General features: G+C 67.9%; 23 protein-coding genes and 2 tRNA genes. 10 read left to right on the plus strand and 15 right to left on the minus strand.

Translation table 11 applies throughout. From position 1 onward, the window contains the following. Nucleotides 1–36: 36 nt before the first annotated feature. The gene (gene ppk1 / locus AC3AP7_RS03715) at nt 37–2,100 is read right to left on the minus strand and encodes a polyphosphate kinase 1 (RefSeq protein WP_475765441.1); all 2,064 of its coding nucleotides are present in this window, start codon (nt 2,098–2,100) and stop codon (nt 37–39) included. A gap of 203 nt (nt 2,101–2,303) precedes the next feature. Here ppk1 and ppx point away from each other — a divergent pair, with 203 nt between their 5' ends. Then, nucleotides 2,304–3,884: an exopolyphosphatase gene (ppx, locus tag AC3AP7_RS03720; RefSeq protein ID WP_475767803.1), complete on the plus strand. Its 1,581-nt coding sequence runs from the start codon at nt 2,304–2,306 to the stop codon at nt 3,882–3,884. 70 nt (nt 3,885–3,954) lie between these two features. Here ppx and AC3AP7_RS03725 read toward each other — a convergent pair whose 3' ends face one another. After that, the gene (locus tag AC3AP7_RS03725) at nt 3,955–4,770 is read right to left on the minus strand and encodes a GNAT family N-acetyltransferase (protein ID WP_475765439.1); all 816 of its coding nucleotides are present in this window, start codon (nt 4,768–4,770) and stop codon (nt 3,955–3,957) included. 142 nt (nt 4,771–4,912) lie between these two features. Continuing rightward, the gene (locus tag AC3AP7_RS03730; RefSeq protein WP_475765437.1) at nt 4,913–5,371 is read right to left on the minus strand and encodes a SixA phosphatase family protein; all 459 of its coding nucleotides are present in this window, start codon (nt 5,369–5,371) and stop codon (nt 4,913–4,915) included. Between the two features lie 247 nt (nt 5,372–5,618). Between AC3AP7_RS03730 and AC3AP7_RS03735 the strand changes: the two genes are divergently transcribed. After that, a complete protein-coding gene (locus tag AC3AP7_RS03735) occupies nt 5,619–5,945 on the plus strand; it encodes a DUF4148 domain-containing protein (protein WP_475765434.1) in 327 nt (108 codons plus the stop codon). Between the two features lie 100 nt (nt 5,946–6,045). Further along, nucleotides 6,046–6,207 carry a hypothetical protein gene (locus tag AC3AP7_RS03740; RefSeq protein WP_475765432.1) on the plus strand — a complete coding sequence of 54 codons (162 nt, stop codon included), beginning with the start codon at nt 6,046–6,048 and terminating at the stop codon, nt 6,205–6,207. A 102-nt stretch (nt 6,208–6,309) separates the two neighbouring features. Here AC3AP7_RS03740 and AC3AP7_RS03745 read toward each other — a convergent pair. From AC3AP7_RS03745 to AC3AP7_RS03770, 6 genes are all read right to left on the minus strand, one after another. Next, nucleotides 6,310–6,386 (minus strand) — tRNA-Pro (locus tag AC3AP7_RS03745). A 401-nt stretch (nt 6,387–6,787) separates the two neighbouring features. Next, nucleotides 6,788–6,961 (minus strand): hypothetical protein, encoded by a 174-nt coding sequence (locus AC3AP7_RS03750; protein ID WP_475765429.1) that lies wholly within the window; start codon nt 6,959–6,961, stop codon nt 6,788–6,790. Nucleotides 6,962–7,335: 374 nt separating this feature from the next. Next, nucleotides 7,336–8,682, minus strand: a complete 1,347-nt coding sequence (locus tag AC3AP7_RS03755) for an MATE family efflux transporter (protein WP_475767801.1) — start codon at nt 8,680–8,682, stop codon at nt 7,336–7,338. Nucleotides 8,683–8,735: 53 nt separating this feature from the next. After that, nucleotides 8,736–9,044 (minus strand): DUF2288 domain-containing protein, encoded by a 309-nt coding sequence (locus AC3AP7_RS03760; protein ID WP_475765427.1) that lies wholly within the window; start codon nt 9,042–9,044, stop codon nt 8,736–8,738. Between the two features lie 686 nt (nt 9,045–9,730). Next, nucleotides 9,731–10,396, minus strand: coding sequence for a peptidoglycan DD-metalloendopeptidase family protein (locus AC3AP7_RS03765; protein WP_475767799.1), 666 nt, complete (start codon nt 10,394–10,396; stop codon nt 9,731–9,733). 275 nt (nt 10,397–10,671) lie between these two features. Continuing rightward, a complete protein-coding gene (locus tag AC3AP7_RS03770; protein WP_475765425.1) occupies nt 10,672–11,601 on the minus strand; it encodes an aldose epimerase family protein in 930 nt (309 codons plus the stop codon). A 777-nt stretch (nt 11,602–12,378) separates the two neighbouring features. On the opposite strand from AC3AP7_RS03770, the gene AC3AP7_RS03775 reads away from it, so the two are divergent. The 3 genes from AC3AP7_RS03775 (at nt 12,379) to AC3AP7_RS03785 (ending at nt 13,838) form a co-directional block, all read left to right on the plus strand. Next, nucleotides 12,379–13,218: an undecaprenyl-diphosphate phosphatase gene (locus tag AC3AP7_RS03775; protein ID WP_475765423.1), complete on the plus strand. Its 840-nt coding sequence runs from the start codon at nt 12,379–12,381 to the stop codon at nt 13,216–13,218. Nucleotides 13,219–13,405: 187 nt separating this feature from the next. Beyond that, nucleotides 13,406–13,480 (plus strand) — tRNA-Arg (locus AC3AP7_RS03780). Between the two features lie 118 nt (nt 13,481–13,598). Next, the gene (locus AC3AP7_RS03785) at nt 13,599–13,838 is read left to right on the plus strand and encodes a hypothetical protein (protein WP_475765421.1); all 240 of its coding nucleotides are present in this window, start codon (nt 13,599–13,601) and stop codon (nt 13,836–13,838) included. Between the two features lie 30 nt (nt 13,839–13,868). Here AC3AP7_RS03785 and AC3AP7_RS03790 read toward each other — a convergent pair whose 3' ends face one another. From AC3AP7_RS03790 to AC3AP7_RS03800, 3 genes are all read right to left on the minus strand, one after another. After that, nucleotides 13,869–14,393, minus strand: coding sequence for a YgjP-like metallopeptidase domain-containing protein (locus AC3AP7_RS03790; protein ID WP_475765419.1), 525 nt, complete (start codon nt 14,391–14,393; stop codon nt 13,869–13,871). Nucleotides 14,394–14,564: 171 nt separating this feature from the next. Next, nucleotides 14,565–16,553: an AI-2E family transporter gene (locus tag AC3AP7_RS03795; protein WP_475765418.1), complete on the minus strand. Its 1,989-nt coding sequence runs from the start codon at nt 16,551–16,553 to the stop codon at nt 14,565–14,567. A gap of 240 nt (nt 16,554–16,793) precedes the next feature. Further along, nucleotides 16,794–17,024 carry a hypothetical protein gene (locus AC3AP7_RS03800; RefSeq protein WP_475765416.1) on the minus strand — a complete coding sequence of 77 codons (231 nt, stop codon included), beginning with the start codon at nt 17,022–17,024 and terminating at the stop codon, nt 16,794–16,796. A gap of 217 nt (nt 17,025–17,241) precedes the next feature. Here AC3AP7_RS03800 and AC3AP7_RS03805 point away from each other — a divergent pair, with 217 nt between their 5' ends. Together AC3AP7_RS03805 and AC3AP7_RS03810 are read left to right on the plus strand one after the other, a co-directional pair. Continuing rightward, complete coding sequence (locus AC3AP7_RS03805; RefSeq protein ID WP_475765414.1) at nt 17,242–17,631, plus strand: hypothetical protein; 390 nt, start codon at nt 17,242–17,244, stop codon at nt 17,629–17,631. 23 nt (nt 17,632–17,654) lie between these two features. Continuing rightward, nucleotides 17,655–18,104 carry an NUDIX hydrolase gene (locus tag AC3AP7_RS03810; protein WP_475767797.1) on the plus strand — a complete coding sequence of 150 codons (450 nt, stop codon included), beginning with the start codon at nt 17,655–17,657 and terminating at the stop codon, nt 18,102–18,104. A gap of 28 nt (nt 18,105–18,132) precedes the next feature. Here the strand turns inward: AC3AP7_RS03810 and AC3AP7_RS03815 are convergent, their stop codons facing one another. Then, complete coding sequence (locus AC3AP7_RS03815; protein WP_475765412.1) at nt 18,133–19,842, minus strand: glutamine--tRNA ligase/YqeY domain fusion protein; 1,710 nt, start codon at nt 19,840–19,842, stop codon at nt 18,133–18,135. Between the two features lie 143 nt (nt 19,843–19,985). Next, nucleotides 19,986–21,206, minus strand: coding sequence for a CaiB/BaiF CoA transferase family protein (locus AC3AP7_RS03820; protein WP_475765410.1), 1,221 nt, complete (start codon nt 21,204–21,206; stop codon nt 19,986–19,988). 240 nt (nt 21,207–21,446) lie between these two features. On the opposite strand from AC3AP7_RS03820, the gene alaS reads away from it, so the two are divergent. Beyond that, a complete protein-coding gene (gene alaS / locus AC3AP7_RS03825) occupies nt 21,447–24,071 on the plus strand; it encodes an alanine--tRNA ligase (protein ID WP_475765408.1) in 2,625 nt (874 codons plus the stop codon). Between the two features lie 144 nt (nt 24,072–24,215). On the opposite strand, the gene AC3AP7_RS03830 is transcribed toward alaS, so the two are convergent. Beyond that, nucleotides 24,216–25,172 carry a LysR family transcriptional regulator gene (locus AC3AP7_RS03830; protein WP_475765407.1) on the minus strand — a complete coding sequence of 319 codons (957 nt, stop codon included), beginning with the start codon at nt 25,170–25,172 and terminating at the stop codon, nt 24,216–24,218. A 121-nt stretch (nt 25,173–25,293) separates the two neighbouring features. On the opposite strand from AC3AP7_RS03830, the gene AC3AP7_RS03835 reads away from it, so the two are divergent. Next, nucleotides 25,294–26,712 (plus strand): YbfB/YjiJ family MFS transporter, encoded by a 1,419-nt coding sequence (locus tag AC3AP7_RS03835; protein WP_475765405.1) that lies wholly within the window; start codon nt 25,294–25,296, stop codon nt 26,710–26,712. The last annotated feature ends 237 nt before the right edge of the window (nt 26,713–26,949 follow it).

Consider the following 26,949-nt stretch of genomic DNA (forward strand, 5'->3'; position numbering starts at 1 on the left):
TTGCCGGGCCGCGCGACCGGCCGCTCAGGGCTCGGCTCAGGGGCAGAACTTGCCGAGCAGGCTCAACTGCGCGTTGCGCGACGCCTTGCCCGGGCGACGCCGGCGATAGTGGCCATCGCTTTGCATCAGCCACGCTGACGTGTTGTCGCCGAGAAAGGCCGACAGGCCTTCCGCGATCACGCGGCGCTTCAGGCGGCGGTTCGTGATCGGAAAAGCGACTTCGACGCGCCGGAAGAAGTTGCGATCCATCCAGTCGGCGCTCGACAGGTAGATGTTTTCGTTGCCGCCGTCGTAGAAGTAGAAAATCCGGTGGTGTTCGAGAAAGCGGCCCACGATCGAGCGCACCGTGATGTTCTCGGAGAGGCCCGGCACGCCCGGCTGCAGCGAGCACACGCCGCGCACGATCAGATCGATCTTCACGCCGGCCTGCGACGCCTCGTACAGTTCGGCGATCACCGTCGGTTCGAGCAGCGCGTTCATCTTCGCGACGATGCGCGCCTTCCGGCCCGCGCGCGCGTGCACCGCTTCGGCGCGGATCGCTTCGATCAGCTTCGGATGCAGCGTGAACGGCGACTGCCACAGTTCGTGCAGCCGGATCTCGCCGCCGATGCCGGTCAGCTGCTGGAACACATGGTGCACGTCCTCGCAGATCTTCTGGTCGGACGTCATCAGGCCGAAGTCCGTGTACAGGCGCGCGGTCCGCGGGTGATAGTTGCCGGTACCCAGATGCGCGTAGCGCTTGAGCACCATCTTGCCGTGCTCGGACACGCGCCGCACGATCAGCATCATCTTCGCATGGCACTTGTGGCCCACCACGCCGTACACGACGTGCGCGCCGACTGCTTCGAGCTGCGCGGCCCAGTTGATATTCGTTTCCTCGTCGAAGCGCGCCAGCAGCTCGACGACGACCGTCACTTCCTTGCCGTTGCGCGCGGCCTGCATCAGCGCATCCATCAGCGGCGAATCGGTGCCGGTGCGATAGATGGTCTGCTTGATCGCCATCACGTTCGGGTCTTTCGCGGCCTGCAGCAGCAGCTCCAGCACCGGCTGGAAGCTCTCGTAGGGGTGATGCAGCAGCACGTCGCCCTGATCGATCGCATCGAACAGGTTGGTGCTGTTGGCGATCTGCGGCGAAATGGCCGGAATATGCGGGACAAATTTCAGATCGGGCCGGTCGACCATCTCCGGCAACTGCATCAGTCGCACGAGGTTGACCGGGCCGTTGACGAAATAGCAGTCCTGCGCGACGAGGCCGCTTTCGTCGAGCAGGCGCTGCACCAGATGCCGCGGCGTATCGGCCGAGACTTCGAGGCGCACCGCGTTGCCCAGGTGCCGCGCGGGCAATTCGCCTTGCAGCGCGACGCGCAGATTGGTGATTTCGTCCTCGTCGACGAACAGCTCGCTATTGCGCGTGATGCGGAACTGGTTGCAGCCGCGCACGTGCAGGTTCGGAAACAGCTCCCCGACAAAACGCTGCAGCAGCGAACTCAGCAGCACGAATCCGTGCGGATAGCCCGACAGGTCCTGCGGCATGCGCACGAGGCGCGGCAGCGCGCGCGGCGCCTGCACGATGCCCATCAGCGCCTGGCGGCCGAACGCATCCTTGCCTTCGAGCTCGACCACAAAGTTCAGGCTTTTGTTCAGCACGCGCGGAAACGGATGGGCGGGGTCGAGGCCGATCGGCGTCAGCACCGGCAGCAGTTCGTTGAAGAAGTAATGACGCGCCCATTCGGTTTGCGCGTCGTTCCACGCTTCCGTGCCGTGAAAATAGATGCCTTCCTGTTCGAGCGCGGGCAGCACCGTATCGTGCAGCATCCGGTACTGGCGATGCACGAGCTTCTGCGCGCGTTCGACCACGAGGTCGTAGACATGCTGCAGCGACATGCCGTCGGGCGCGAGCGCGCCCGGATTGTCGCGCATCTGCTCCTGCAGTCCGGCCATGCGGACTTCGAAGAATTCGTCGAGATTGCTGCTGGTGATGCAGATGAAGCGCAGCCGCTCGAGCAGCGGCACGGCCGGGTCGGCGGCTTGCGCGAGCACGCGCTCGTTGAACCCCAGGATGCCCAGTTCGCGATTCAGGAGAGGGTAGCGGGTGGACATCGTTTCAGCGGCAGGAATGTCAGGTGAAGACGTGTAAAGACGCTCGGAAATTCTCACAGTATGATGACGTTCTTATGACACTCGAAGTGTCATAAATTTTACGCCAATTCAAGTACGTGTCGTAAAGATGACGCAGTCTGCATGGGACCATTGAAGCCTGCCACTCCAGTCGAGGTGACACCGTGAAGTCCGGTGCGCTTAAAATGGCCAATTTGAACAACGCGGCGACCGGGCCGGTCGTGCCGCATGCGCGCATGGGGTCAGCACACGCGATGGTCACTACTCCACATCTGCTTGCCGCCGTCGATCTCGGCTCGAACAGCTTCCGTCTGATCGTCGGGCGTGTCGAGGAAACGGATGCCGGCAGCCAGATCTACCAGGTCGATGCGCTGCGCGAATCCGTGCGGCTCGCCGCGGGCCTGTCGCCGGACAAGATGCTCGACCGGGCGTCGCAGGTGCGCGGCTGGAACGCGCTGAAGCGTTTCGGCGAACGGCTGCGCGACTTCCATCCGGATCACGTCCGCGCGGTGGCGACCAATACGCTGCGTGTCGCGAAGAACGCGGGCGAGTTTCTCGTCGAGGCGCAGGCGGCGCTCGGTTTTCCGATCGAAGTGATCGCCGGGCGCGAGGAAGCGCGCCTCATCTACGCGGGCGCCGCGCATTCGGTGCCGGCGAGTCCGGGCAAGCGCTTCGTCGTCGATATCGGCGGCGGGTCGACCGAATTCATCATCGGCTCGCACTACACGCCGATCAAGATGGAGAGCCTGTATATCGGCTGCGTGAGTCATAGCCGCGCGTTCTTCCCGGCCGGCAACGTGGACGAATACACGATGCGCCAGGCGCAGCTCGCGGCGAGCCGCGAAATCCAGATCATCTCGCAGGACTATCGCAAGACCGGCTGGGACCAGGCGATCGGCTCGTCGGGCACGGCCCGCGCGCTTGCGGAACTGGTCGAGGCGAACGGCCTGAACGATGCGGGTGTCACACACGGCATTTCGCGCGGCGGGCTCGAACGTCTGAAGCGCGCGCTGATCAAGGCGGAAAACGTCAACCGGCTGAAGCTCGTCGCGCTCAAGCCGGACCGCGTGCCGGTGCTGGCCGGCGGGCTGTCGATCATGCTCGCGGTGTTCGAGGAGCTCGGCATCGACTACGTCGATACCACCGACGGCGCGCTGCGCCTCGGCGTGCTGTACGACCTGCTCGGACGCTCGCAGCACGAGGACATGCGCACCGTGACGGTCGAAGGCTTCATGCGCCGCTATGGCGTCGACCGCGCGCAGGCCGGGCGTATCGCGGAACTGGCGGCGAACTTCTACGACCAGCTGAACGAAGGCGATGCGGAGCGTCGCGTCGAGAACCGGATGTTTCTCGGCTGGGCAGCTTCGCTGCACGAGATCGGCTTGTCGATCTCGCACAGCGCGTATCACAAGCATTCCGCGTATATCGCGAGCAATGCGGACATGCCGGGTTTTTCGCGGACCGATCAGGCGCGCCTCGCCGCGCTCGTGCTCGGTCATGCGGGCAAGCTCGGCAAGCTGTCGCAGACGCGCGATGTCGAATGGCCGCTGCTGTTCTGTCTGCGGTTAGCGGCGCTGCTGTGCCGGCGCCGGGCCGACGTCGGGTTGCCGCGCATCGCGGTCGGGCGGGTCAACGGCGGCTACGAGGTCCGTTTGCCGAACGACTGGGTCGCGAACAATCCGCTCACGGACTACAGCATGAGCCAGGAAGCCGCGGAGTGGGGCAAGGTCGGCATGCCGTATCGCGTCGTTTATACGGACGACTGAGCAATCCGGCAGCGGGCGCCGGCCGGCGCTCGCCTTAGCCACGGGTTCAGGCGCGCGTTCAGGCACGCGTTCAGGCGTGCAGCGCGTCGCCGAGAAAGTGGCGCGCGTAACGCGCATTGATCTCCGAGAGGCGCAGCAGCGTCAGGAAATCGGCAGTATTGAAGTCGGGATCCCATGCGGGCGCGCCGCAGATTTTCGCACCGAGCCGCAGATACCCCTTCACGAGCGGCGGCGGCGCGGCGCGCACGCCGGTGCGCAGTTCGTCGACGGGCAGCGGCGTATGCGGGAACGCGCGATATTCGGGCGCGGTCGACGCCGTGGCGCGCAGCGCCTCGTACAGATTCGCCGCGTAGTGGCCGCCGTCGGCCATCGCGACGCTCGCGCAGCCGAGCATTGTCTCGTAGCCGTTGTGCAGCATGTACGACGCCAGGCCGCCCCAGAGCGACATGATGACCGCGCCGTGGCGGTAGTCGGGATGGACGCACGAGCGGCCCACTTCGACCATTTTCGCGCGCAGGTGCGTGAGGCGCGAGATGTCGAATTCGCTCTCCGCATAGAGGCGCCCGAGGCGCGCGGCCTGATGCGGCGGCAGCGCGCGATAGGTGCCGACCACTTGCAGCGTGTCGAGATCGCGCACCAGCAGGTGATCGCAGTACGCGTCGAACGGATCGACGTCGAGGCCCGCCGGGCCGCTCAGGCGGGCGCCCATCTCCTCTGCGAACACGCGAAAGCGCAGGCGCTGTGCTTCGCGCAGCTCTTCGTCGGTCCGGGCCCACGCCACCTGCAGACGGTGCTGCGCGGTGATCGTTTCCTCGGCACGCGGCAGACGGCGGCGTGTCTCGACGGGCGAAGCGAAGGGCAGGGAAGACGTCGTCGGATCGGACATGTGGCGTTCCTCGTCGAGGATGGAGTTCGCGATCCCGCCAATGTAGTAATCGCCAATGACGCCTGGATGGCAATGCGATGACCTCTGGATGACAGTCAGTAAGCCTGGTTGTTGCCCATCCGTAAGCTGACCGCCGCGCCCTTCAGACGAGTTCGGGGCTGATCGCCGCGCGCAGGACGACCTGCGCGTCGCCGTCGCGCTCGCGGCTGGCGAGCCACCATAGCCCGGCTTTCTTCAGCGTCCAGCTGGCGTTGCTGGCGGCAAGCAGGCGCGCCACGACGTGCCCGAGCGTGGGTTGATGGCCGACGATCACGACCGTGGAGGCCAGCCCCTGCGGCCAGCCGGCGGCAGCGAGCACGGCGTCCACGCGGGCGCCGGGGGCGAGTTCGGGGACCACGCGATAGCCGGCGCCCAGATACCCGGCGGTCTGGACCGTGCGCGCGGCGGGGCTGGCGAGGATCACGGCGTCGTCGTCCAGTCGCGCCCGCAGCCACCGTGCGACCTGCTGGGCCTGCTTGCGGCCATGCGGGGTCAACGGACGGGCGAGGTCGGACGCCGCGAGGTCTTCCGCTTCCGCATGCCGCCACAGGATCAGGTTCATCGCGCGCCTCCGGGACGGGGCGGCGCCCCCGGTGGCGCCGTCGCTGAAGTGACTGTCGCACGCGGGCGCACCGGCCCGCAAGCCGCGGATCGATGCACGCTCACATTCCGGATTGTGCTGGATCCGGCAACAGTGTTTTCGTAATGCAAGGGTTTACCCTGGTCATCTGTCCGCCTAGACTGCGTATGTCGGCTGCGCAACCGGGCGGTTGTGGCACCAGATAAAACAATCTTCGGAGGTCGTCATCATGAAATCGTATCTTGAAGCTATCGTTATTGCTGCACTGATTACCGCGCCGCTGGCGGCGTTTGCACAGTCGAACGAGCCGCTCACGCGTGCGCAGGTGCGCGAGCAGCTTGTCCAGGTCGAGAAGGCCGGTTATAACCCGATGGACTGGATGCACTATCCGGACAACATTCAGGCTGCGGAAGCGCGCGTGGCCGCGGAGCAGCCTGCGAAGGCGGAAACCACGGGCTACGGTTCGGGTAGTAACGGGTCGTCGCAGGCAGGGGTTGCGACGGGCGGAGCGGCCGCGAGTTCGTACTCGGTGCCGGTCGAGCACTTCGCGCGTTGATACGGTGTGGGCACGCATCCCCGTGATGCGTGACGGGCCGCGTCAATGAGCGGCGTACGCGGTGACATCGAATGGCTGCACGATCCGACACGAGGCCGTGATGGATACGACGGTGGTGGGCATTGCGTTCGGCTCGGTGGTAATGCTGATCGCGCTGGTGTTTGCGGTCGGGCACTACCGGCGCGAACGACTGCGCCAGCGGGTAATTGGCGACTTCGAGCGGCGCCGGTGCCTGTACGATCTGAGCGGGCCGAAGCGTTGAGGGTGCGGGCTTCACTTCGGGTAGCCGCGCGCAGGGCGCGGCGGTCGGCGCATACGACAAGGGGTTACAGTGCATCCAGCGCTGTAACCCCCTTTTGCATCGTGGTCGGAGCGATAGGATTCGAACCTACGACCCTCTGATCCCAAATCAGATGCGCTACCAGGCTGCGCTACGCTCCGAGGAATCGACGATTGTATCTGCTTCGATCTATCACCGTCAATGCAAATCGGGCGCGCGCGATGCGGCTGCTGCAGGTATGGCGGCGAGCGGCGCGTGAAGGGACGGGCGGGTCGATGAGCCTGCAGGGCGCGCGCACCCGCCCCGCGCAAGCGTGGTTGGCGGAAGCGGTCAGGGACGTAGATGAAACCGCAAGACGTAACCGCACAGCAGCCTACGAACCGCCGCGAACCGCCGCGCAGCAACGCCATGCGATGCCCACGCACCCACTTGGGCAAAGCGCCGCCCATCGCAGCATTTGCGCGCAACGCACCCGCCGCTTATCGTCCTGCGACGCAGCGGCGACCGCTCCGCCCGCTTCCGTGCGCCAAGATTCGCCGCGCGGAAGCGGGCGCGAGGAGACTCAGTGCCTTCGATGCATCCAGTCGAGCATATGATGCTCGGCTAACCAGTGGTGCATCATGCCTTCGCCACCGTGCTCACGCCGATAGGAGCGCGATTCGAAAATCGACAGCCCCAGTAGCACGAGCAGGCCAACACCGAGTCCGACAAACCCCGCGATCGATTCCGCATTCATGGCAGCCTCCTTTGGCGATTGCAGCCATGCCGTACATAGTAATCCAGCCGCGCGTGCGGGGGGAGGGGGGAAGCGTGATGGATGCCGCGCCGCGCGTCACCGCACGTCACCGCACGCACATGGCCCAGGCGCCACGCGACGCCATACGCCGGGCCAAACGCGCGTCATCGTTCGCGCGCGGCGCCGATGCCGGCACTTCGGTGGAGGCGAGACACCGGCGCGGGCACGCCGGCGTCTCTGACCCGCGCGCATTGTTCGCGCGATACGCACAGGCTGGCTTCATTCTATGGCCGGCTGCCCGCGCCATTTGTATGCGGCTGTTTCAAACCGTAACCGGATCGGACTGCGTTCCGCAGGCGTCCTTCAGGCGTCGCTCATGCGCTAGCCGGCGCAATCCCCTGCGTGATCCCCCGGGTGATCCTCGGCAGCACGCGCATCAGCGTCACGCCGCGCACCGCCATGAAAACGAGGAGCGCCGCCCATAGCCCGTGGTTGCCGAGCCGCGCGAGCAACCCGCACGACACCGCGACGAACACGGCGAACGACCACCCCATCGACACTCTCAGCTCCCGCGTGCGGGTCGCGCCGATGAACACGCCGTCGAGCAGGAAGCCCCAGACGCAGACCAGCGGCGATAGCGCCGCCCACGGCAGATAGGTGTCGGCAGCCGACCGGATGGCGGCCTGATCGGTGAGGCGTCCGATGATCCATCCACCGGCGCTCCAATAGGTCAGCGCGAATCCGCATGCACCGAGTACCGCCCAGAACAGTGTGACGCGCACAGCGAGCCGGAACGCGTGGCGATCGCGAGCGCCGATCGCCGCGCCGACCAGCGCTTCGGCAGCATGGGCAAAGCCGTCGAGACCGTACGACATGAAGGTCTGGAAATTGAGCAGCAGCGCGTTGGCCGCGAGCGTAATATCGCCCTCGCGCGCGCCCAGGTGCGCGAACCACGCGTACGACGACAGCAGGCACAGCGTGCGGATGAAGATGTCGCGGTTCAGCGCGACGAGGTGCCGGAGCGCGGCGCCATCGGCGAGGGTCGCGCGGCTGAGCGGCGGCAGCCCGCGCGGCCGGCCTTGCCACAGGAGTAGCGCGCCCAGTCCGCTGCCGAGCAGGTCGGCGCTCGCCGTCGCGGCCCCGATTCCGGCGATGCCCCAGTGAAATGCATACACGTAGAGCAGCACGGCAGCAATGTTGACGCCGTTGATGAATATCTGGGTAACGAGCGCGAGCCGCAAGCGCTGCGTGCCGAGCAGCCAGCCGAGCACGACGTAGTTGGCGAGCGCGAACGGCGCCGCCCAGATGCGCGCGTGGCAATACGTCTGGGCGTGCTGCTGGACCGCGGCGCTGCCGCCGGTCAGGCGCAGGGCATACGCGATCAGCGGCGCCTGCAGCAACAGCACGGCCATGCCTATCGCGAGCGCGAGGAGCAGCGCGCGCGCCAGATTCGCGCGCAACGCGGCGTGGTCGCCCGCTCCCCATGACTGCGCGACGAGGCCGGTCGTGCCCATCCTCAGGAAACCGAAACCCCAGAACACGAAGTTGAAAAAGAGTCCGCCGAGTGCGACGCCGCCAAGATAGGCCGGGCTCGCCAGATGTCCGGCGACGGCCGTGTCGACCGCGCTCAGCAGCGGCTGCGTGAGGTTCGCAAGAACGATCGGAAAAGCGAGGCGCAGCACGCGCCGATGCCAGTGCCGCGGCAGCGCCGCGCCCGCCATCTCATCGGCCTCACCGGCCTCGCCGGGCCGGGCGTCGGCCTGGGCGGGGTGGCTCAAGCGCGTTCCTGCACGCACACCCACGGCGAAACGACGACCGCCCACAATGCCGGGTCGCGCGCGGCATAGTCGGCCGCCGTGGCTGCCTGCACACGTTCGACGAGGCCGGAGGACAGCCATTGCGCGACCTGCGCGGTATCGTCCCTGGCGATTGCTTCGGCGACGCTCACGAGATCGAGGTCGCGCGCCACGTGCAGCAGCACGCCGCGCGCAAAGAATCGCTCGAGTTCCTTCCAGCCGATCTGCGCGGTTTGCGCAAACAGTGACGAATAGAGCGGGTCGGAGGGAGCTTCGTTGGAGGTCATCGGATCGGACGGTCTGACAGACGGGCGGGCCGTTACTATAAACCATGGACGCAGCACGCGATCGGCACCCGAGGACGCCCGCCGGATGCCGGATCTGCTCGCGTCATGCGTCCGGATAACACTTGTGCTTAACCCATTTTGCGGATATTTTAACTCGCAAATTGTAAAGCAGATCTAACAATATAACGATATGAAGAATAGCCGGCGATACGCGGATCGCCGTATACCAGGGTAATGGAGAGTGCGCTCGCGCACTAAGTGATCTAAATTACAATAATCCTACGGTGCGTTTGAGCGTGCCCCCTGCTTCCGTGCGGGAGATGCACTGTGCGATCTCGCGGAATATGAAAAATATCATTTAAAAACAGATATTTGTCGGTTTTACGGAATGCCGCGCCGGGACCTTTCTGGAGGTTTTCTCCATTAATTGCGAAGTGATTTAAAGCGTTGCCGGCGGATTTCGGATTCACGGAATGCGGACTCCGTGCGTCTCGTCACATTTTTTCTCAAATTAATTGATTGCCCGCGCAGGTTCGGGTTGATAGATTCCGTTTTGGCGCATGGTGAACCGGTCCTTTGCCGATATGCGCCGAACCCCCGTTAGCCCGGCCGCTGTGCCGGGCTTTTTTTCTGGCGCGTGGCGGCGCACGTGCACGGACGCCTGCGCGCCGCGCGCCACCCCCGGCCTAGCGCGGCGGCAGCGCGCGGGACGGGTCGATCGAGCGGCCCTGGTAGCGCAGCTCGAAGTGCAGCATCACGCGGTCCGCGTCGGTGTCGCCCATTTCGGCGATTTTCTGGCCCTGCTGTACGTGCTGGCCTTCCTTCACGAGCAGCACGCGGTTGTGCGCGTAGGCGCTCAGGTAGTCGGCGTTGTGCTTGATGATCAGCAGGTTGCCGTAGCCGCGCAGGCCGTTGCCCGCGTAGACGACCGTGCCCGCAGCGGCAGCGACGACCGGCGCGCCGGCCGTGCCGGCGATGTCGATGCCCTTCGAGGTCGAGCCGTTGAAGCGCTGGATCACCGGGCCGCTTGCGGGCCAGACGAGCGAGATCGACGACGCCGGCGCGGCCGTCGGCGCCGCTTCCTCGGGTACGCTGCGCGGCGCGGAGGCGGCCGGCGACGCGCTGCGTCCGGTGACGCGCGCGGTGCGCTCCGCGGGGGACGCGCTGCGTCCCGGCGGTGCGACGCGCAGCACGCGGCCGACGTCGATGTCATTCGGATTCGTGATGCTGTTCCAGCGCACGAGGTTGCCGACGGACTCGCCGTTATCGCGGGCGATCTTCGTGAGCGTATCGCCGCGCTGCACGCGGTAAAACCCCGGGCCGACCGGTGCGGTTCCGCACGCGGCGAGCATGGCGAGCAACGACGCGCAGACGAGTCGCCGGATTGTTCTTTTTCCCACTATCGGACCCCGCGAAACGCTGCCGCGCCAATGAGGGACGCGCGGCAGACTGGCATGAGCAAAAGCAGCGATTCTAACGGTTTTGCGCTGCGCGCCGCGTCCCCGGGCGTGCCGCCCGGATGCGACACGCGATCGCGCGCCGCGCGCTAGCCGGCGATCCCGCGTGGCTTGGCGCACCGGGGGACGCGCGCCGTCGCAGTCATGCTGTCTGGCGCGCCCGTGCGGCTTCAGCCCGCGTCGCGCAGTGCGCCGACGCCGATGCGCAGCGCGGCGGTTTCGCTCTGCCCGGCATCGAGCCAGCGCAGGCCCAGGCCGTTATGGATCGCGTCGGGCAGACCGAGCCACGGCTCGACGCAGTAGAAATCCGATTCGGCGGCTTCGGTCCAGGTCGTCACGGCGTACCAGGGCACCGAGCCCGGGCGTCGCAGGTCGATCGTGATCGCGCGGTTCAGGCCCGGTGCGAGCAGCCGTACCGGTTGTCCGGGCACGCCGTCGAGGCAGTGGAAGCGGTCGTGGATGCGCGCCTCGTCGAGCGTGTAGCGCGGCGCGCCGGGCTCGGGGGCGCTGATCGAGCCGTCTGCGCGCTGCTCGCGGCGTGTCGTCGGCGGCAGTTCGAGCACGGTCTCGCCGCGCTGCGCATGCGGCAGCGCGAAATAGAAATGATGGCCCGCGTAGTAGGGCAGCGGTGCGCTGCCCGTATTGCGGGTCGTGAGCGCGACGTCGAGCACGTGGTCGCCGGCGAGCTGGTACACGGCTTCGAAGCGAAAGCCGAACGGGTAGCCGGCGCGCGTCGCGTCGCTGTCGGTCAGGGTCATGCGCACCGTGGGGCCGGCGTCGGCGGTGGCCGGTTCCACCTGCGCCGAGAACGGGAGGTCGCGCGCGAAGCCGTGCATCGGCAGATCGCGTACGGTGCCGTGCGCGTCGCGCCAGCGGCCGATCACGCCATCGACGCGATGCCGGCCGAGAAACGGGAACAGCAGCGGATTGCCGCCGCGGATGCCGGCGGGCCGGCTCCAGTCGGCGACGTCGGGCCAATGGATCACCGGTTCGCCGTCGATGTGCCACGACAGCAGCCGGCCGCCTGCTTGCGCAGCGAAGCGCAGCAGCGACGCGCCGTGCTGGATCTCGATAATGTCCTGATGCTGGAATTGGGCCATAGGGGAGCGGTCAGTGTGAAAGCGGAGGTTCGTCGCGCCGCATGGCGGCGCGACGCCGATTGTGCGCCGCTTTGCGTTACGGGGAAACCCTTGTGGGGAAATTGCGGGTTCGCGCGACGGATGGGCTTGCCGATAATGCGCGGGTTGTCCGGCCGTTCCCTGGGTGCCGGACTCGTACCGATCCGGAGGGCCGCATGGATATCGCGATGGCAATGAGCCTGACGCTGTTCGCCATCTTCACGGGCAGCACCGCGTACTTTTTCTATCAGATCGGACGCTGAGCGGCGTCCGGTCCCGCTTCCGCTTCGTCTCTCTCCTTCCGTTTTCCCCGCTCGCTTCGGGCAGGCGCGGTGCGCGCAGCGCGGCCGCGATGGGGGCGTATACTTCGCGTTCGCCCGTTGCCCGGCGGGCCCGGCGGCCGTCCATGTTCCTGTCCACGTCGCCGGCGACGCACGAGCGCTTGCCCGGCAGCGCATAAGGCGGGGCTAAGAAACCTTCGGGCATCATTGCGTACTATCGGGCGCAACCGCGCAACCGCGCAACCGCGCAACCGCGCAACCGCGCAACCGCGCAAGGGCGGCCGCTTGCCCGCAGGCGGCCGGTCTGCGCGAGTTCGTTGCGGTCTCATGCCGCAATGCGTCAAAATGGCCCCGGGCCGGTCGTGCCGGCTTGGCGCTCGCGAGGCGGCCAGGCATAATGGGGACGCTTCGGCGCCCGCTGCATGCCGTCCAGCGGCGCGCCGTTACCCGAATTTTCATTTACCAGGAGGACTGCCGCGTGAATTTGTCGTTTCTGTTTTTTCTGAGCGTGTTGCAGGGCGTCACGGAGCTGTTTCCGGTCAGCAGTCTCGGTCATACGCTGCTGGTTCCCGCACTGTTCGGCATGCATATCGACGAACACGCGCCGCAGTTATTGCCGTTTCTGGTCGCGCTGCACCTCGGCACGGCGCTCGCGCTGCTATGGTATTTCCGTGCGCGCTGGATCGCGCTGATCGGCGGCTTTTTCGCGTCGCTCGGCGGCCGCCGCAACGACGACGGCCACATGATGTGGGCGCTGATCATCGGCACGATTCCGGCGGGGCTGGTCGGCCTGCTGCTGGAAAAGCATCTCGAACGGCTGTTCCACGACCTGCGCATCGTCGCGCTCGCGCTGATCGTCAACGGCATCCTGCTGTGGTTCGGCGACCGGCTGCAGCGCGCGCGCGCGTACCGGCACCGCGCGCCGGAGAAGCTGACGTTCCGCCAGGCGTTCCTCGTCGGGCTGGCACAGGTGGGCGCGCTGATTCCGGGTTTTTCGCGCAGCGGCCTCACGATGATCGCCGGCTACGCGGCCGGTCTGACGACCGCGACGTCGGCCGAATTTTCGTTCCTCCTCGGCACGCCGATCATCTTCGCGGCGGGCGTGCTCGAACTGCCCAAGCTGCTTCACGCGCCGGACCAGTTGCTGAACGCGTTCGTGGGCGGCGTATTGACGGCGATCGCAGCCTATCTGAGCGTGCGCTTCCTGATGCGCTATTTCGAGGGGCGGGGCCGGCTCGCGGGCTTCGGCGTCTATTGCGTGCTCGCCGGCCTCGTGTGCCTCGGCTGGTTCATGATGCACGCGCAGCCGCCGGTCTGACCGGTTTCCCCCCCAGGCTCGTTGCCCGGTTCGTTGCCGGGCTTGTTACCTGGCTTGTTACCCGGCTCGTTACCTGGTAGCCGCTGCCCGATCGGTTATAATCGGCGCCCTTGCTCGCACCCGCGTCAGCCCGGGCCCGCCCGGCGCGGGCTGGCGGACGCGGCGTCGGTTAAAATGAGCGCCTCGCCTCCCCATAGTTCAACGGATAGAACACGGGTCTTCTAAACCTGAAATCGAGGTTCGATTCCTCGTGGGGGGGCCATCGCCGCCACCGGCGACCGCCGGATTGCCCCGCCGCCTTACCGCCCCTTCCAGAACCTCAAACCCGCGCGTACGCCGACGATATCCACGAAGTCAGCTCACCGCAGGAGGCTCTCGTCATGTTCGTCGCATCGCCCGAACTGATTGCACAGAAGGTTCGCATCAATCCGATCATGATCGTTACCGGCAGCGGCGACTCGGCGCGCTCGTTGCGCTACCGGGGTCGCCACACGCTGCGGGCGGTGCTCGGTCTGCTCGGCAGCCAGCGCGCGGCGCGCGCGTTCGTCTATAGCCACGGGTCGGCGGGCCGCATGTTATGGATCGACGTGCAGACCGGCGCGTTTTGCCGCCTGCAATGAGCGCGCGCGAGGCCGCGTTGCGCGATCCGGCTAGTCGGGCGCAGCCGTGCGGCCGGCCGGCGCGCGCATCAGGTCGCGATGCGTGAGATAGAGCCGCAGGTCGAATTCGGTCTGGTGGTAGCCCGGCTGCATGAACTCGCACAGGCGGTAGAACGCCTTGTTGTGTTCGCTTTCCTTCAGATGCGCGAGTTCGTGCACGACGATCATCTGCAGGAATTCGGGCGCGCAATCCTTGAACAGCGACGCAATGCGGATTTCCTTTTTCGCCTTCAGCCGGCTGCCCTGCACGCGCGAGATCGTCGAGTGCAGGCCGAGCGCGTGGCGCAGCACGTCGAGCTTGCTGTCATAGACCACCTTGTCGATTGCCGGTCCGCTGCGCAGGAATTCCCGGCGTAGTTCCGCGCAATAGTCGTATAGCGCGCGATCCGTCTGCACCGCGTGACGGCGTGGATAGCGGCTCGCCAGGTAGTCGCCCAGTTGCTGTTCGGCGATCAGCCGGCGGACCTTGTCCTGGAGCGTGGCCGGGTAGGCGCTGAGGTATTTCAGAGGCTGCATCGCGGGGCGCCGGAAGGGTGAGAGCTGCGCTATTGTAGTAGCGGACGCGCGGTTGCACCGGCGCTCGGGCGGCTTTCGCGCGTTCGCTGTGGGGCGCTGCGAGGGCCCGCTGCAAGGGTTCGTTACGAGGGTTCGTTACGCGGGTCCGCTGCGAGGGTTCGTTACGCGTCGTCAAACGTTGCGGGTTGCCGGCGATGCGGCGAGCGGCGTCGCAACAGACGGCGGTCGCGGGGCATCGTCTCGCGCAGCAGCGACAGGCGCCGCAGTGGCAGCGACAGGCGCCGCAGCAGCGGCGAGCGTGGCGGCACGGCACTGCGCGACCAGTTCGCGGAACGTGGCGGTCGCGCGCAGCGTGTCGTTGCTGCCGGCTTCGGCGTCCGTGTCCGGCGGCATACCGGGCCCGACGATCACCGCCGTGGGCACCGGTTGCCGGCGGATCCGGCGCAACAGGTTGCGCAGATACGGCGGCGAATCGGCGGTATCGAGCGAAACCACGCAGACGATCGGCGCGCGGCCCTGGCCGCCCGTCCGCTCGCCCTCGCTGCGGAACTGCTCGTAGGTGGTCGTCACGACGGGAATCTGCCGCCGCGCGAGCAATTGCGTTGCGATTGCCGTGGCCACTTCGTCGAACGCGCCGCGCCCGGAGATGCACAGCACGGTGGGCGTTTGCGCCGTCTGCGGCGCCGGCTGTGCCGTTTGCGCGGCGGCGCCGGCGTTGGTGGCGTGACCGTCCGGCTGCGCGTCGGGCTCCGGCATGCCCTCGGCGGCTTCGAGATTTTCGATGATGTCGATCACCGCTTCGTTGAAGCGCGCCAGCTGCTCGGCGGTCAGCACGCCGCGCAGCGCGTCGTTGCGCGCGAGCTGCAGGCCTTCGAGCGCGACGCGGTCGTAGTAGTCCGTCACGGACATTTCGCCGAGCAGCCGGTCGGCCTGCACGATCGCCTCGTGCGGGTCGTCGGCGAGCAGGCGCTGATAGAACGTCTGCGCGGGCGTGAGCGCGGGCTGGTCGCCGAGCAGGATCGTCAGGAAGTTGAGCCGGTCGGCGTAGCGGCCGAGCGTGACGAGACACAACGTGAGCGGCGTCGACAGCACGAGCCCGATCGGCCCCCACAGCCAGCTCCAGAAGATCGCCGCGACGACCACCGCGAGCGGCGACAGCCCCGACTGGCGGCCGTACACCAGCGGCTCGACCACCTGGCCTGCGATCACGTCGACGGCCATGAACAGGATCAGCGTCCAGACGGCCATCGTCCATTGCGGCTGGATCGCGGCCGCGAGGCACACGGCGAGCAGCGCCGCAATCCAGATGCCGATGTAGGGCACGAAACGCAGCAGCGCCGCGACGACGCCGAACAGCAGCGCACCCGGCACGCCGATGCCGGCAAGGCCGATTGCCAGCACCGCCCCCACGCCCGCGTTCAGCGCCAGTTGCGCGACGAAATAGCGGCTCAGCCGGCTCGCGGCATCGTTGATCGCGGTGGTTGTGCGGTGCAGGTCGCGCGAGCCGAACAGGCTGATCAGCCGGTCGCGAAGGTCTTCGCGCTGCAGCAGGATGAAGATCGTGACCACCAGCACGATGAAGGTCGTTTCGAGCGGCCGCACGATCGGCGCGAACGCACGTTGCGCGAGCTCCAGCGGCGTGAGCGCCGGCGTGTGCACCTCGACCGGCATCGGTGCCGGCGGCGCGTTGCGGCTCGCGCGGCCGTAGCCGCGCGGCGCGGCCGGCCGCGACGGCGCGACCTTCTGCAGCGTGAGCGCCGCGCGCCCGAGCAGCATGTCCGCGCGGCCGACGGTTTTCTCCTGCACGGTGCGCACCTTGCGCTCGATCGCCACCTGGTATTGCGGCAGATCGGAAGCGAGCTGGACGATCTGCGCGCCGATCAGCGTGCCTGTGCCGAGCACCACCGCCAGCGCGAAGAACACTGCGATGAAGATCGACGGCAACTGTCCCATGCGCAGACGCCGCAACGTCGCAACGAGCGGCGCGAGCAGGAAGCTGAGCAGCACCGACAGCGTGATCGGAATCAGCACCTCGCGCGCGAAATAGAGCCCGCAGACGACGACCACCCCGGTAATGACGGACGCGAGCCCGTGCAGCGTCGGTCCGCCGGGCGGATACACGCGGTTGGGCCGGCCATGCGGCGGTAACGTGAACTTCATGCGGATGACATTCCGGTTGGCGAAACGCGCGGCGGCGTCGCGCGGGCTTCAAGGATACATCCGCATTGTGCAGCAAGATGCGCGCCGGACACCGGATCGGCGGGCGAGCGGGGTGGCGGGGTGGCGGGGGGATGGAGGGCGGGCGAGGGCGAGGGCGAAGGCGAAAGCGAGGGCGACAGGCGGGCTGCACCCGCCCTGCGCCGTCTGCCGACGTGCGCGAGCCGGGATGATGCGTTGACGCTAGCCGGCGATCAGCAGATAGCAGGTGCCCACCAGCAGCACGAACGAGCCCAGCAGTGCGACGGTGCCGATGCGCGTGGCGATGCCCGGCCAGGCGGCGGGCGGCAGCGCCTCGATGCGCACGATGTGGCGCGCCGGCGCCGGATCGCGACGGACGAAGAGCGGCACCAGCGCAAGGCAAGACACCGCGAGCAGGATGGCGAAGAAACGGAGGGCGAATGCGTGGTCCATGGTCGTATCGGGATGAGGCGCAGGTGTGTCGCGCCGAGCCTTACGACCTTACGGGCTAGCCGGGGCCGAAGCCATCGGACAGGTCTGAAAGGCGCCCTTGCGCGAACGCCGGCCGACACGATCGATGCCCCGTGACCATGCTATGCTTTTCAGGTCCAGATCATGTCCGCGCCGTGGCCGCTGCACCGATCCACCGCCCCTATCGAGGAGAACCTCCATGTCGACGCGAACCCGTGCCGTGCTCCACCTGACCCTGAGCGGATGGCTGCTGGCCGGCGCGGTCGCGGCGCACGCGGCCAACCTCGGCTTCCTCAGCGACACGCCGATTGCCTACATGGGCACGCGCGACATCGATTCGGTGAAGGCGGCGGTGATCGGCGCGCTCGATCGCAATCAGGACGGCCAGGCCGCGAGCTGGGACAACCACGGCACCGGCAACAGCACGCGCATCGACGCGACCATCACGCCGCGGGGCAGTGCCGCCCAGGGGGCGCGGACCTGTCGCGACGTCACGGTCGTGCTGAACGCAAAAGGGCAGTCGATGACGCTGCGTCCGCAGTTCTGCCGGGTCGGCCGCGGCCCGTGGCAATTGCAGAAGCGTCATTGAAGGGCGCCGGCTCGCCTGTGCCGATGACGCCGCGCGTCGTGTCGTGCGGTGTCGTGCTGCTCGACCCGGAGGGCCGCGTGCTGCTCGCGCATGCGACCGACACGTCGCACTGGGATATCCCGAAGGGACACGGCGAACCCGGCGAAGCGCCCGCGACGACCGCGCTGCGCGAGCTTGTCGAGGAGACCGGGATCGTGCTGCCGCCGTCGCGGCTGAAGGATCTCGGCCTCTTCGTGTACCGGCATGACAAGGACCTTCACCTGTTCGCCGCGCGCGCGCTCGAAAGCGAGCGCGACCTGTCGCGCTGCGTGTGCACGTCGTTGTTTCCGCGCCGGCGCGACGGCGTCATGATTCCGGAGATGGACGCGTACCGCTGGTGCGCGCCGGACGACATCGACGGGTACGCGAGCCGCAGCCTCGCGCGGCTCTTTCATACGGTGCTGCCGCTCGACCAGTTGCACCGCACGCTGTGAGCGCGCGGCCGGCGGCGCCGGCCGGATCTCAGGCTGGTTTGCCCCAGCTGTCGCGCAGGCTCACGATGCGGTTGAAGACGGGCTGTCCCGGCTTCGAGTCGATGCGATCGGCGACGAAGTAGCCGTGCCGCTCGAACTGGAAGCGGTCTTCCGGTTGCGCGTTGCCCGCGCCCGGTTCGAGGTAGGCGCGCACCACGCGCTTCGAATCCGGATTCAGCGCTTCGAGGAAGTCGCGCCCGCCCGCGTCGGGCTGCGGTTCGCGAAACAGCCGGTCGTAGATCCGAACCTCGGCCGCGCACGCGTGCGCGGCGCTCACCCAGTGGATGTTGCCCTTCACCTTGTAGGTGTTCGCGCCTTCGGTGCCCGATTTGCTGTCGGCGAAGTAATTGCAGTGCACCGCGACGATGTTGCCGTGCTCGTCCTTCTCCGCGCCCGTGCATTCGATCACGTAGCCATAGCGCAGCCGCACGCGGTTGCCCGGGAACAGGCGGAAATAGCCCTTCGGCGGGGTTTCGGTGAAGTCGTCGCGCTCGATCCACAGCTCGCGCGAGATCGGGAACGTGCGCTCGCCGCGCTCCGGGTGGTGCGGATGGACCGGCGCGCTGCAGTTCTCCGAGACGCCTTCCGGGAAGTTGTCGATCACGAGCTTGAGCGGATCGAGCACCGCCGCCGTGCGCGGCGCCTTGTCGTCGAGGTCGTCGCGCAGCGCGCCTTCGAACACGCTCATGTCGATCCACGAGTCGACCTTGGTCACGCCGATGCGCTCGCAGAAGAGCCGGATGGCCTCCGGCGTGAAGCCGCGCCGGCGCACGCCGACGATCGTCGGCATGCGCGGGTCGTCCCAGCCGTCGACGTGGCCTTCGGTCACCAGTTGCAGCAGCTTGCGCTTGCTGGTGATCGCATAGGTCAGGTTCAGCCGCGAAAACTCGATCTGCTGCGGCAGCGGCCGCGTGAAGACGCCGGCGTCCGCGAGTTCGTTGAGCACCCAGTCGTACAGCGGGCGATGATCTTCGAATTCGAGCGTGCACAGCGAGTGCGTGATGTTTTCCAGCGCGTCCGAAATGCAGTGCGCGTAGTCGTACATCGGATACACGCACCACGTGTCGCCAGTGCGGTAGTGATGCGCGAAGCGGATCCGGTAGATCACCGGGTCGCGCATGTTGAAGTTCGGCGAGGCCATGTCGATCTTCGCGCGCAGCACGTGCTCGCCCTCGGCGAATTCGCCGGCCTTCATGCGGCGAAACAGGTCGAGGTTCTCCTCGACCGGGCGCTCGCGAAACCGCGACGGCGTGCCCGGCTCGGTGGCCGAGCCGCGGTTCGCGCGGATCTCGTCGGCCGACTGGCTGTCCACGTATGCCTTGCCGCGCTGGATCAGCAGCTCGGCGAACGCGTAGAGCTGCCCGTAATAGTCGCTCGCGTAGTACAGATGCGCGCGGCCGTCCTTCTGCCAGTCGAAGCCGAGCCATGTCACCGCGTCGACGATCGACTCGACGTATTCGACGCTTTCCTTTTCCGGGTTCGTGTCGTCGAAGCGCAGATGGCACACGCCGGCGTAGCTTTGCGCGATGCCGAAGTTCAGGCAGATGCTCTTCGCGTGCCCGATGTGCAGATAGCCGTTCGGCTCGGGCGGAAAGCGCGTTTCCACGCGCTGGCTCCATTTGCCGGAGCGCGTGTCGTCGTCGATGATGTTGCGGATGAAATTGGATGCCGCGGGCGCTTCGTTGCGTTCGGTATTCATGCGAAAAGGGAGAAGGTCGGTCGGGGCGCGCGCCGCGCCCGCTGATCTGTCAATTCTACCTGACGGCCATCGTTGCGGCGGGAGGCGCGCCGCCTCGCGCCACCTCGCGCGCGGCGCCCGCCCGCGCCGGGTTCCCGCGCGCGTCAGATCACGGCCTGCGCGCGCAGCGCGGCGAGTTGCGCGGCGTCGTAGCCGAGCAGTTCGGCGAGCACGCTGTCGGTGTGCTCGCCGAGCGTGGGCGGATGGCTGCGCGCCTGCGGCGGCGTGGCGCTCATGTTGATCGGATTGCGCACGAGCCGCACCGCGCCGCCGGCCGGATGCGGCAGCTCGACCTGCATCCCGCGCGCGAGGACCTGCTCGTTGGCGAACACTTCGGCGAGATCGTTGATCGGCCCGCACGGCACGCCGGCGGCCTCGAGCGCGGCGATCCACTGGGGCTTCGTCTGGCGGCGCACCATCGCGGCGAGGAGCGGCACGAGGACGTCGCGGTGGCGCACGCGCGCCGGGTTGGTCGAAAAGCGCGCGTCGTCGGCGAGCGCCGCCTCGCCCCCCGCCTCGACGAACTTGCGGAACTGCCCGTCGTTGCCGACCGCGACGATGATCCAGCCGTCGCTCGTCTGGAACGTCTGGTACGGCACGATGTTCGGATGCGCGTTGCCCCAGCGCACCGGCGGCTGCCCGCTCGCGAGGAAGTTCGCGTTCATGTTCGCGAGCATCGCGACCTGCACGTCGAGCAGCGCCATGTCGATGTACTGGCCCTCGCCGGTACGCTCGCGGTGCGCGAGCGCGGTCAGCACGGCGACCGTCGCGTACATGCCGGTCATCAGGTCGGCGATCGCCACGCCGGCTTTCTGCGGGCCGCCGCCGGGCAGGCCGTCGCGCTCGCCGGTGATGCTCATGAAGCCGCCGAGCCCCTGCACGATGAAGTCGTAGCCGGCGCGCTGCGCGTAGGGCCCGGTCTGCCCGAAGCCGGTCACCGAGCAATAGACGAGATCGGGCTTCACCGCCTTCAGCGACGCGTAGTCGAGCCCGTACTTCTTCAGCTGGCCGACCTTGTAGTTCTCCAGCACCACGTCGCTCTGCGCGGCGAGCGCGCGGACGATGCGCTGGCCCTCGGGGGTCGCGATGTCGAGCGTCACCGAGCGCTTGTTGCGGTTCGCCGCGAGGTAGTAGGCGGCCTCGCGGGTGTCGGCGCCGTCCGGCGTCTTCAGGTACGGCGGGCCCCAGTGGCGCGTGTCGTCGCCCACCTGCGGGCGTTCGATCTTGATCACGTCGGCGCCGAAATCGGCGAGCGTCTGCGCGCACCAGGGGCCGGCGAGCACGCGGGTGAGGTCCAGCACGCGGATATGACTGAGAGCGCCCATCTTCGTTGCCTGTCTCCTGGCGAGTGAGTATCGGTTGGGGGGGCGGGCGGGGGTCGCGTCCGGGCGGCGCGCCGCGCCGCCGACGGCCATCTTAAGCGATTCGGCCGCGCCGGCCCACCGGGGCGGTCCCGGGCCGCCGCGCACGGGCGCCGATCCCGTATAATCGGCCGTTTAAGCCACCTTCGGTTGGCGCATCCCCCGGATGCCGCCAGATCCAGCCAGGACCGTCCCCCGTACGCTATGAAAGCCGCCGAAATCCGCGAGAAATTCCTCAAATTCTTCGAATCGAAGGGTCACACGATTGTCCGCTCGTCGAGCCTCGTGCCGGGCAACGACCCCACGCTGCTCTTCACCAACTCGGGGATGGTGCAGTTCAAGGACGTGTTCCTCGGCGCGGAGAGCCGCCCGTACTCGCGCGCGACCACCGCGCAGCGCAGCGTGCGCGCGGGCGGCAAGCACAACGACCTCGAGAACGTCGGCTACACCGCGCGCCACCACACGTTCTTTGAGATGCTCGGCAACTTCTCGTTCGGCGACTACTTCAAGCGCGACGCGATCCGCTACGCGTGGGAGCTGCTGACCGAAGCGTACCGGCTGCCGAAGGACAAGCTGTGGGTCACCGTCTACCACGAGGACGACGAAGCGTACGACATCTGGGCGAAGGAAGTCGGCGTGCCGGCCGGGCGGATCATCCGCATCGGCGACAACAAGGGCGCCCGCTACGCGTCGGACAACTTCTGGCAGATGGCCGACACCGGCCCGTGCGGCCCGTGCTCGGAGATCTTCTACGACCACGGCCCGGAGGTCTGGGGCGGCCCGCCGGGCTCGCCGGAGGAAGACGGCGACCGCTACATCGAGATCTGGAATCTCGTGTTCATGCAGTTCAACCGCGACGCGCAGGGCAACATGACGCCGCTGCCGAAGCAGTGCGTCGACACCGGCATGGGGCTCGAACGCATCGCCGCGGTGCTGCAGCACGTGCACAGCAACTACGAAATCGACCTGTTCCAGGCGCTGATCGCGGCCGCGGGGCGCGAGACCGGCATCGCGGACCTCGGCAACAACTCGCTGAAGGTGATTGCCGACCACATCCGCGCGTGCGCCTTCCTGATCGTCGACGGCGTGATCCCGGGCAACGAGGGCCGCGGCTACGTGCTGCGCCGCATCGTGCGCCGCGCGATCCGCCACGGCTACAAGCTTGGCAGGAAGGACGCGTTCTTCCACCGGCTCGTCGCGGATCTGGTCGCGCAGATGGGCGGCGCGTACCCGGAACTGAAGGACGCGCAGCAGCGCGTGACCGACGTGCTGCGCCAGGAAGAAGAGCGCTTCTTCGAGACGATCGAGCACGGCATGTCGATTCTCGACGCGGCGCTGGCCGAACTGGCCGGCAAGGGCGGCACGCTGCTCGACGGCGAACTCGCGTTCAAGCTGCACGACACCTACGGCTTTCCGCTCGATCTGACCGCGGACGTGTGCCGCGAGCGCGGCGTGACGGTCGACGAGCCCGCGTTCGACGAGGCGATGGCGCGCCAGCGCGAGCAGGCGCGCGCGGCCGGCAAGTTCAGGATGACGCAGGGCCTCGAATACGCGGGCGCGAAGACCACGTTCCACGGCTACGAGCAGATCGTGTTCGACGACGCGAAGGTCGTCGCGCTGTACGTGGAAGGCGTGTCGGTCGACGCGGTGAAGACCGGCCAGCAGGCGGTGGTCGTGCTCGACCACACGCCGTTCTATGCGGAGTCGGGCGGCCAGGTCGGCGACCAGGGCGTGCTTGCGAACGCGAGTGTGCGCTTCGCGGTGAGCGACACGCAGAAGGTGCAGGCCGACGTGACCGGCCATCACGGTACGCTCGACCAGGGCGAGCTGAAGGTCGGCGACGTCGTGAAGGCGGAAATCGACACGCTGCGCCGTGCCCGCACCGCCCGCAACCACTCGGCAACGCACCTGATGCACAGGGCGCTGCGCGAGGTGCTGGGCGCCCACGTGCAGCAGAAGGGCTCGCTCGTCGATCCGGACAAGACGCGCTTCGACTTCGCGCACAACGCGCCGATGACCGACGAGCAGATCCGCCAGGTCGAGGCGATCGTCAACGCGGAAGTGCTCGCGAACGCGCCGGGCATCGTGCGCGTGATGCCATTCGACGAAGCGGTGAAGGGCGGCGCGATGGCGCTGTTCGGCGAGAAATACGGCGACGAGGTGCGCGTGCTCGACCTCGGCTTCTCGCGCGAGCTGTGCGGCGGCACGCACGTGCACCGCACCGGCGACATCGGGTTCTTCAAGATCGTGATGGAAGGCGGCGTTGCGGCCGGCATCCGCCGTGTCGAGGCGATCACCGGCGACAACGCGGTGCGCTACGTGCAGGCGCTCGACGCCCGCCTGAACGCGGCCGCGGCGGCGTTGAAGACGCAGCCGTCGGAGCTGAACCAGCGGATCGCGCAGGTGCAGGACCAGGTGCGCGCGCTCGAAAAGGAACTGGGCGCGCTGAAGTCGAAGCTCGCATCGAGCCAGGGTGACGAACTCGCGAGCGCGGCCGTCGAGGTGGCCGGCGTGCACGTGCTGGCGGCCACGCTGGACGGCGCGGACGCGAAGACGCTGCGCGAAACGGTCGACAAGCTGAAGGACAAGCTGAAGCACGCGGCAATCGTGCTGGCGTCGGTCGAGGGCGGCAAGGTCACGCTGATCGCCGGCGTCACCGCGGACGCGAGCCGCAAGGTGAAGGCGGGCGACCTGGTGAATTTCGTCGCGCAGCAGGTGGGCGGCAAGGGCGGCGGCCGTCCGGATATGGCGCAGGCGGGCGGCACCGAGCCGGCCAACCTGCCGGCCGCGCTGGCCGGCGTGAAGGCGTGGGTCGAAGCGCAACTGTAAGCGCTGCGACGACGGACCGCGCCCGCACCGGGCGCTTCGTGCAAAGAAAAGCCGCGGGCTCGGACAGCTGCGGCTTTTTGCATGCTGGGCGCGAGGTGGCGGTGGGGCAAGACCGCGAGGCCTGCGAGACCTGCGCCACCGCGCTTACGCCGCGCGCGCCGCGCTCGCTCGTGCCGCGCTCGCTCGTGCCGCGCTCGCTCGTGCCGCGCCCTTGCCCGGGGGCGCGACGTTGCCGGATTCGAGCAGCGTCGCGCGCAGCGCGTGCAGCGCGGGCGATCCGTATCCATGACGCCAGATGAGCTGCGTGTCGATACGCGGCAGTGCATCGATCGCATGCAGCGCGACGTTGCCGAGTTCGTGCCGCTGCAATTCCAGCACCGAGCGCGGCGCGATCGCGACGCCGGCGCCGGCCGCGACGCACGCGATCATCGCGTGATACGAGCCCAGCTCCAGCACGCGCGCCGGCCGCACGCCGCATGCCGCGTACCATTGCTCGGCATATGCGCGGTACGCGCAGCCGCGGTCGAACGCAATCAGTGTGGCCAGTGCGATGTCGCGCGCGTCGCGGACGGGCCCGTGCGTGCGCGGGGTCAGCAGCACCAGTTCTTCGCGAAACACCGGAACCGCCTCGAACAGCGGATCCGGCGTGCCGCTGCCGCGCGGCGTGGCGATCAGCGCGGCGTCGATCTCGAAGTGACGTACCCGCTCGATCATGCGCGCGCTGGTGCCGGTTTCGAGTTCTAGCGCGACGTCGGGCCAGCGCTGGTGATAGCGGGCCAGCGGTCCGGCGAGCCGGCTCGCCGCGGTGCTCTCCATCGTGCCGAGCCGCAGGCGGCCGCCGGGGCGGTTTTCGCGCAGCGCGTCGCGCGCTTCGTCGGCGAGCGCGAGCAGACGCTCGGCGTACGGCAGCAACGTTTCGCCGGCCGGCGTCAGCACGAGCCGCCGGCCGTCGCGGATGAACAGCTCGGCGCCAAGCTGCGCTTCGAGCTGCTTGATCCGGGTCGTGACGTTCGACTGCACCCGGTTGAGCTTCGCCGCCGCGCGCGTGATGCCGTTTTCACGCACGACAGCCCGGAAAATCATCAGCTCGGCGAGATCCATGGTTCTCTCTTTGGGATGGATGGCATCAAAATTATTCATTTTTCGTGATTCGAGTGTCAAGCTAACATGCGGACATCGGGCGCTGTTTGCGTTGCCGCCCTGCTCACCGGCTTACCCGTCCATGAACGACTCTGTCTCCCTGTCCTCGTCCTCGTCCTCGCGCGCGCTGGCCGCTGCCGGCGAGCCGGGGCCTGCGCGCGTCGCGCTGGCCTGCATGGTGGTGCTTGCGGTGGTGCTCGGCATCGGCCGCTTTGCGTTCACGCCGCTGCTGCCGCTGATGCTGCACGGCGGCAGCCTCGATATCCGTCACGGCGGCTGGCTCGCGTCGTTCAACTACGCGGGCTACTTCGTCGGCGCGGTGAGTTGTGCCGCGCTGCGCGTCGAGCCGGCGCGGATGGTGCGCGCCGGGCTCGTCGCGACCGCGCTGCTGACCGCCGCGATGGCGCTGACCGAGCCGTTCTGGGTCTGGGCCGCCGTGCGCTTTGCGGCCGGCGCCGTCAGCGCGTGGACCTTCGTGTTCGCGTCGCAATGGGGACTGCGCAAGCTCGCCGAGCAGGGCGCACCCGAATGGGGCGGAGTGATCTATACGGGGCCGGGCGTCGGTATCGTCGGGACCGGGCTGTTCGTCAGCGCGGCGGGCCGTCTGGGCGCCGCGGCCGGATGGCTCGGCTTCGGCGTCGCCGCCGCGCTGCTGTCGGCACTGGTGTGGCGGGTGTTCGGCGCGCGGCGCCTGAGTGGCCGCGGCGCACTGCAGGCAGGCCCTGATGAAGCCGCAACGGCGCGACCGTCGGACGGCCCGGCGTCAGGCACGGCGTCAGGCACGGCGGACAGAGAGGCGGACAGAGAGGCGGACAGGCAGGCGGACAGGCAGGCGGACAGGCAGGCGGACAGGCAGGCGGACAGGCAGGCCGCGCAGGCGCGCGCGGATGCCGCGGCGCGCGCCCACGCGGCGGGCGGGCCCGGGCCCGGGGCACGCGCCGATGCGCGCTGGCTCGTCGCGCTATACGGCATTCCCGGTTTCGGCTACATCATCACCGCGACCTTTTTGCCGGTGATCGCGCGTCATGCGTTGCCGGGCTCCGCGTGGCCCGACCTGTTCTGGCCGATGTTCGGCGTCGCGCTGGTGGCCGGTGCGCTGGGGGCGGCGCGGCTGCCGGCGCACTGGGACAACCGCTTGCTGCTGGCGGCCTGCTATCTGGTGCAGGCGGTCGGAATCGCGGCGGGGATCGTGTCGCCGACCGTCGGCGGCTTTGCGCTCGGCAGTGTGCTGATCGGGCTGCCGTTCACCGCGATCACGCTGTTTGCGATGCGCGAGGCACGCCGTCTGCACGGCAACCGCGCGGCCGGCCTGATGGGCTATGCGACCGCCGCCTACGGGATCGGCCAGATCGTCGGACCGCTGGTCGCTGCACCGGTGGCCGCGCACACCGGCTCGTTCTCGCCGGCCTTGTGGCTCGCGGCGTGCGCGCTGCTCGGCGGCGCGCTGGGGCTGGTCGTGCGCGCGCGCGGACGCGTGCCGTCCGATGCGCGGGGCCGGTAACGCGCAGGGACGCGTGACGCGGCGGAGGGGCGCAATGACTGCGGGATGTGAAAGGGGAACGGGCGGGCGGTCTGTGCTGCGGGGAGGGGGGATTTCCGCACTGACTTGGGCTGATCCGGGCTGATGTGTGGGCGGGGGGCAGCCAGCGGCCAAGAAACGACGTTCACTTAATGACAGGCACGGACATTTGAGCGTAGGTCGCACAATGACAGCGGTCATTTAAACCAGCAAAACCGG

This window comes from Paraburkholderia sp. PAMB 6770, assembly GCF_057748135.1.

Bases quoted from the DNA above. Each gene is read 5' to 3' on its own strand.
- AC3AP7_RS03830 (WP_475765407.1), bottom strand. From the start codon at position 25,172: ATGGATCTCGCCGAGCTGATGATTTTCCGGGCTGTCGTGCGTGAAAAC.
- AC3AP7_RS03820 (WP_475765410.1), bottom strand. From the start codon at position 21,206: ATGGGCGCTCTCAGTCATATCCGCGTGCTGGACCTCACCCGCGTGCTC.
- AC3AP7_RS03765 (WP_475767799.1), bottom strand. From the start codon at position 10,396: ATGCTCGCCGCGTGCGGAACCGCACCGGTCGGCCCGGGGTTTTACCGC.
- AC3AP7_RS03785 (WP_475765421.1), top strand. From the start codon at position 13,599: ATGTTCGTCGCATCGCCCGAACTGATTGCACAGAAGGTTCGCATCAAT.
- AC3AP7_RS03835 (WP_475765405.1), top strand. From the start codon at position 25,294: ATGAACGACTCTGTCTCCCTGTCCTCGTCCTCGTCCTCGCGCGCGCTG.
- AC3AP7_RS03800 (WP_475765416.1), bottom strand. From the start codon at position 17,024: ATGGACCACGCATTCGCCCTCCGTTTCTTCGCCATCCTGCTCGCGGTG.
- ppx (WP_475767803.1), top strand. From the start codon at position 2,304: ATGGCCAATTTGAACAACGCGGCGACCGGGCCGGTCGTGCCGCATGCG.
- AC3AP7_RS03805 (WP_475765414.1), top strand. From the start codon at position 17,242: ATGTCGACGCGAACCCGTGCCGTGCTCCACCTGACCCTGAGCGGATGG.
- AC3AP7_RS03790 (WP_475765419.1), bottom strand. From the start codon at position 14,393: ATGCAGCCTCTGAAATACCTCAGCGCCTACCCGGCCACGCTCCAGGAC.
- AC3AP7_RS03730 (WP_475765437.1), bottom strand. From the start codon at position 5,371: ATGAACCTGATCCTGTGGCGGCATGCGGAAGCGGAAGACCTCGCGGCG.
- AC3AP7_RS03750 (WP_475765429.1), bottom strand. From the start codon at position 6,961: ATGAATGCGGAATCGATCGCGGGGTTTGTCGGACTCGGTGTTGGCCTG.
- AC3AP7_RS03810 (WP_475767797.1), top strand. From the start codon at position 17,655: ATGACGCCGCGCGTCGTGTCGTGCGGTGTCGTGCTGCTCGACCCGGAG.
- alaS (WP_475765408.1), top strand. From the start codon at position 21,447: ATGAAAGCCGCCGAAATCCGCGAGAAATTCCTCAAATTCTTCGAATCG.
- AC3AP7_RS03795 (WP_475765418.1), bottom strand. From the start codon at position 16,553: ATGAAGTTCACGTTACCGCCGCATGGCCGGCCCAACCGCGTGTATCCG.
- AC3AP7_RS03770 (WP_475765425.1), bottom strand. From the start codon at position 11,601: ATGGCCCAATTCCAGCATCAGGACATTATCGAGATCCAGCACGGCGCG.
- ppk1 (WP_475765441.1), bottom strand. From the start codon at position 2,100: ATGTCCACCCGCTACCCTCTCCTGAATCGCGAACTGGGCATCCTGGGG.
- AC3AP7_RS03760 (WP_475765427.1), bottom strand. From the start codon at position 9,044: ATGACCTCCAACGAAGCTCCCTCCGACCCGCTCTATTCGTCACTGTTT.
- AC3AP7_RS03725 (WP_475765439.1), bottom strand. From the start codon at position 4,770: ATGTCCGATCCGACGACGTCTTCCCTGCCCTTCGCTTCGCCCGTCGAG.
- AC3AP7_RS03735 (WP_475765434.1), top strand. From the start codon at position 5,619: ATGAAATCGTATCTTGAAGCTATCGTTATTGCTGCACTGATTACCGCG.
- AC3AP7_RS03755 (WP_475767801.1), bottom strand. From the start codon at position 8,682: ATGGCGGGCGCGGCGCTGCCGCGGCACTGGCATCGGCGCGTGCTGCGC.
- AC3AP7_RS03740 (WP_475765432.1), top strand. From the start codon at position 6,046: ATGGATACGACGGTGGTGGGCATTGCGTTCGGCTCGGTGGTAATGCTG.
- AC3AP7_RS03815 (WP_475765412.1), bottom strand. From the start codon at position 19,842: ATGAATACCGAACGCAACGAAGCGCCCGCGGCATCCAATTTCATCCGC.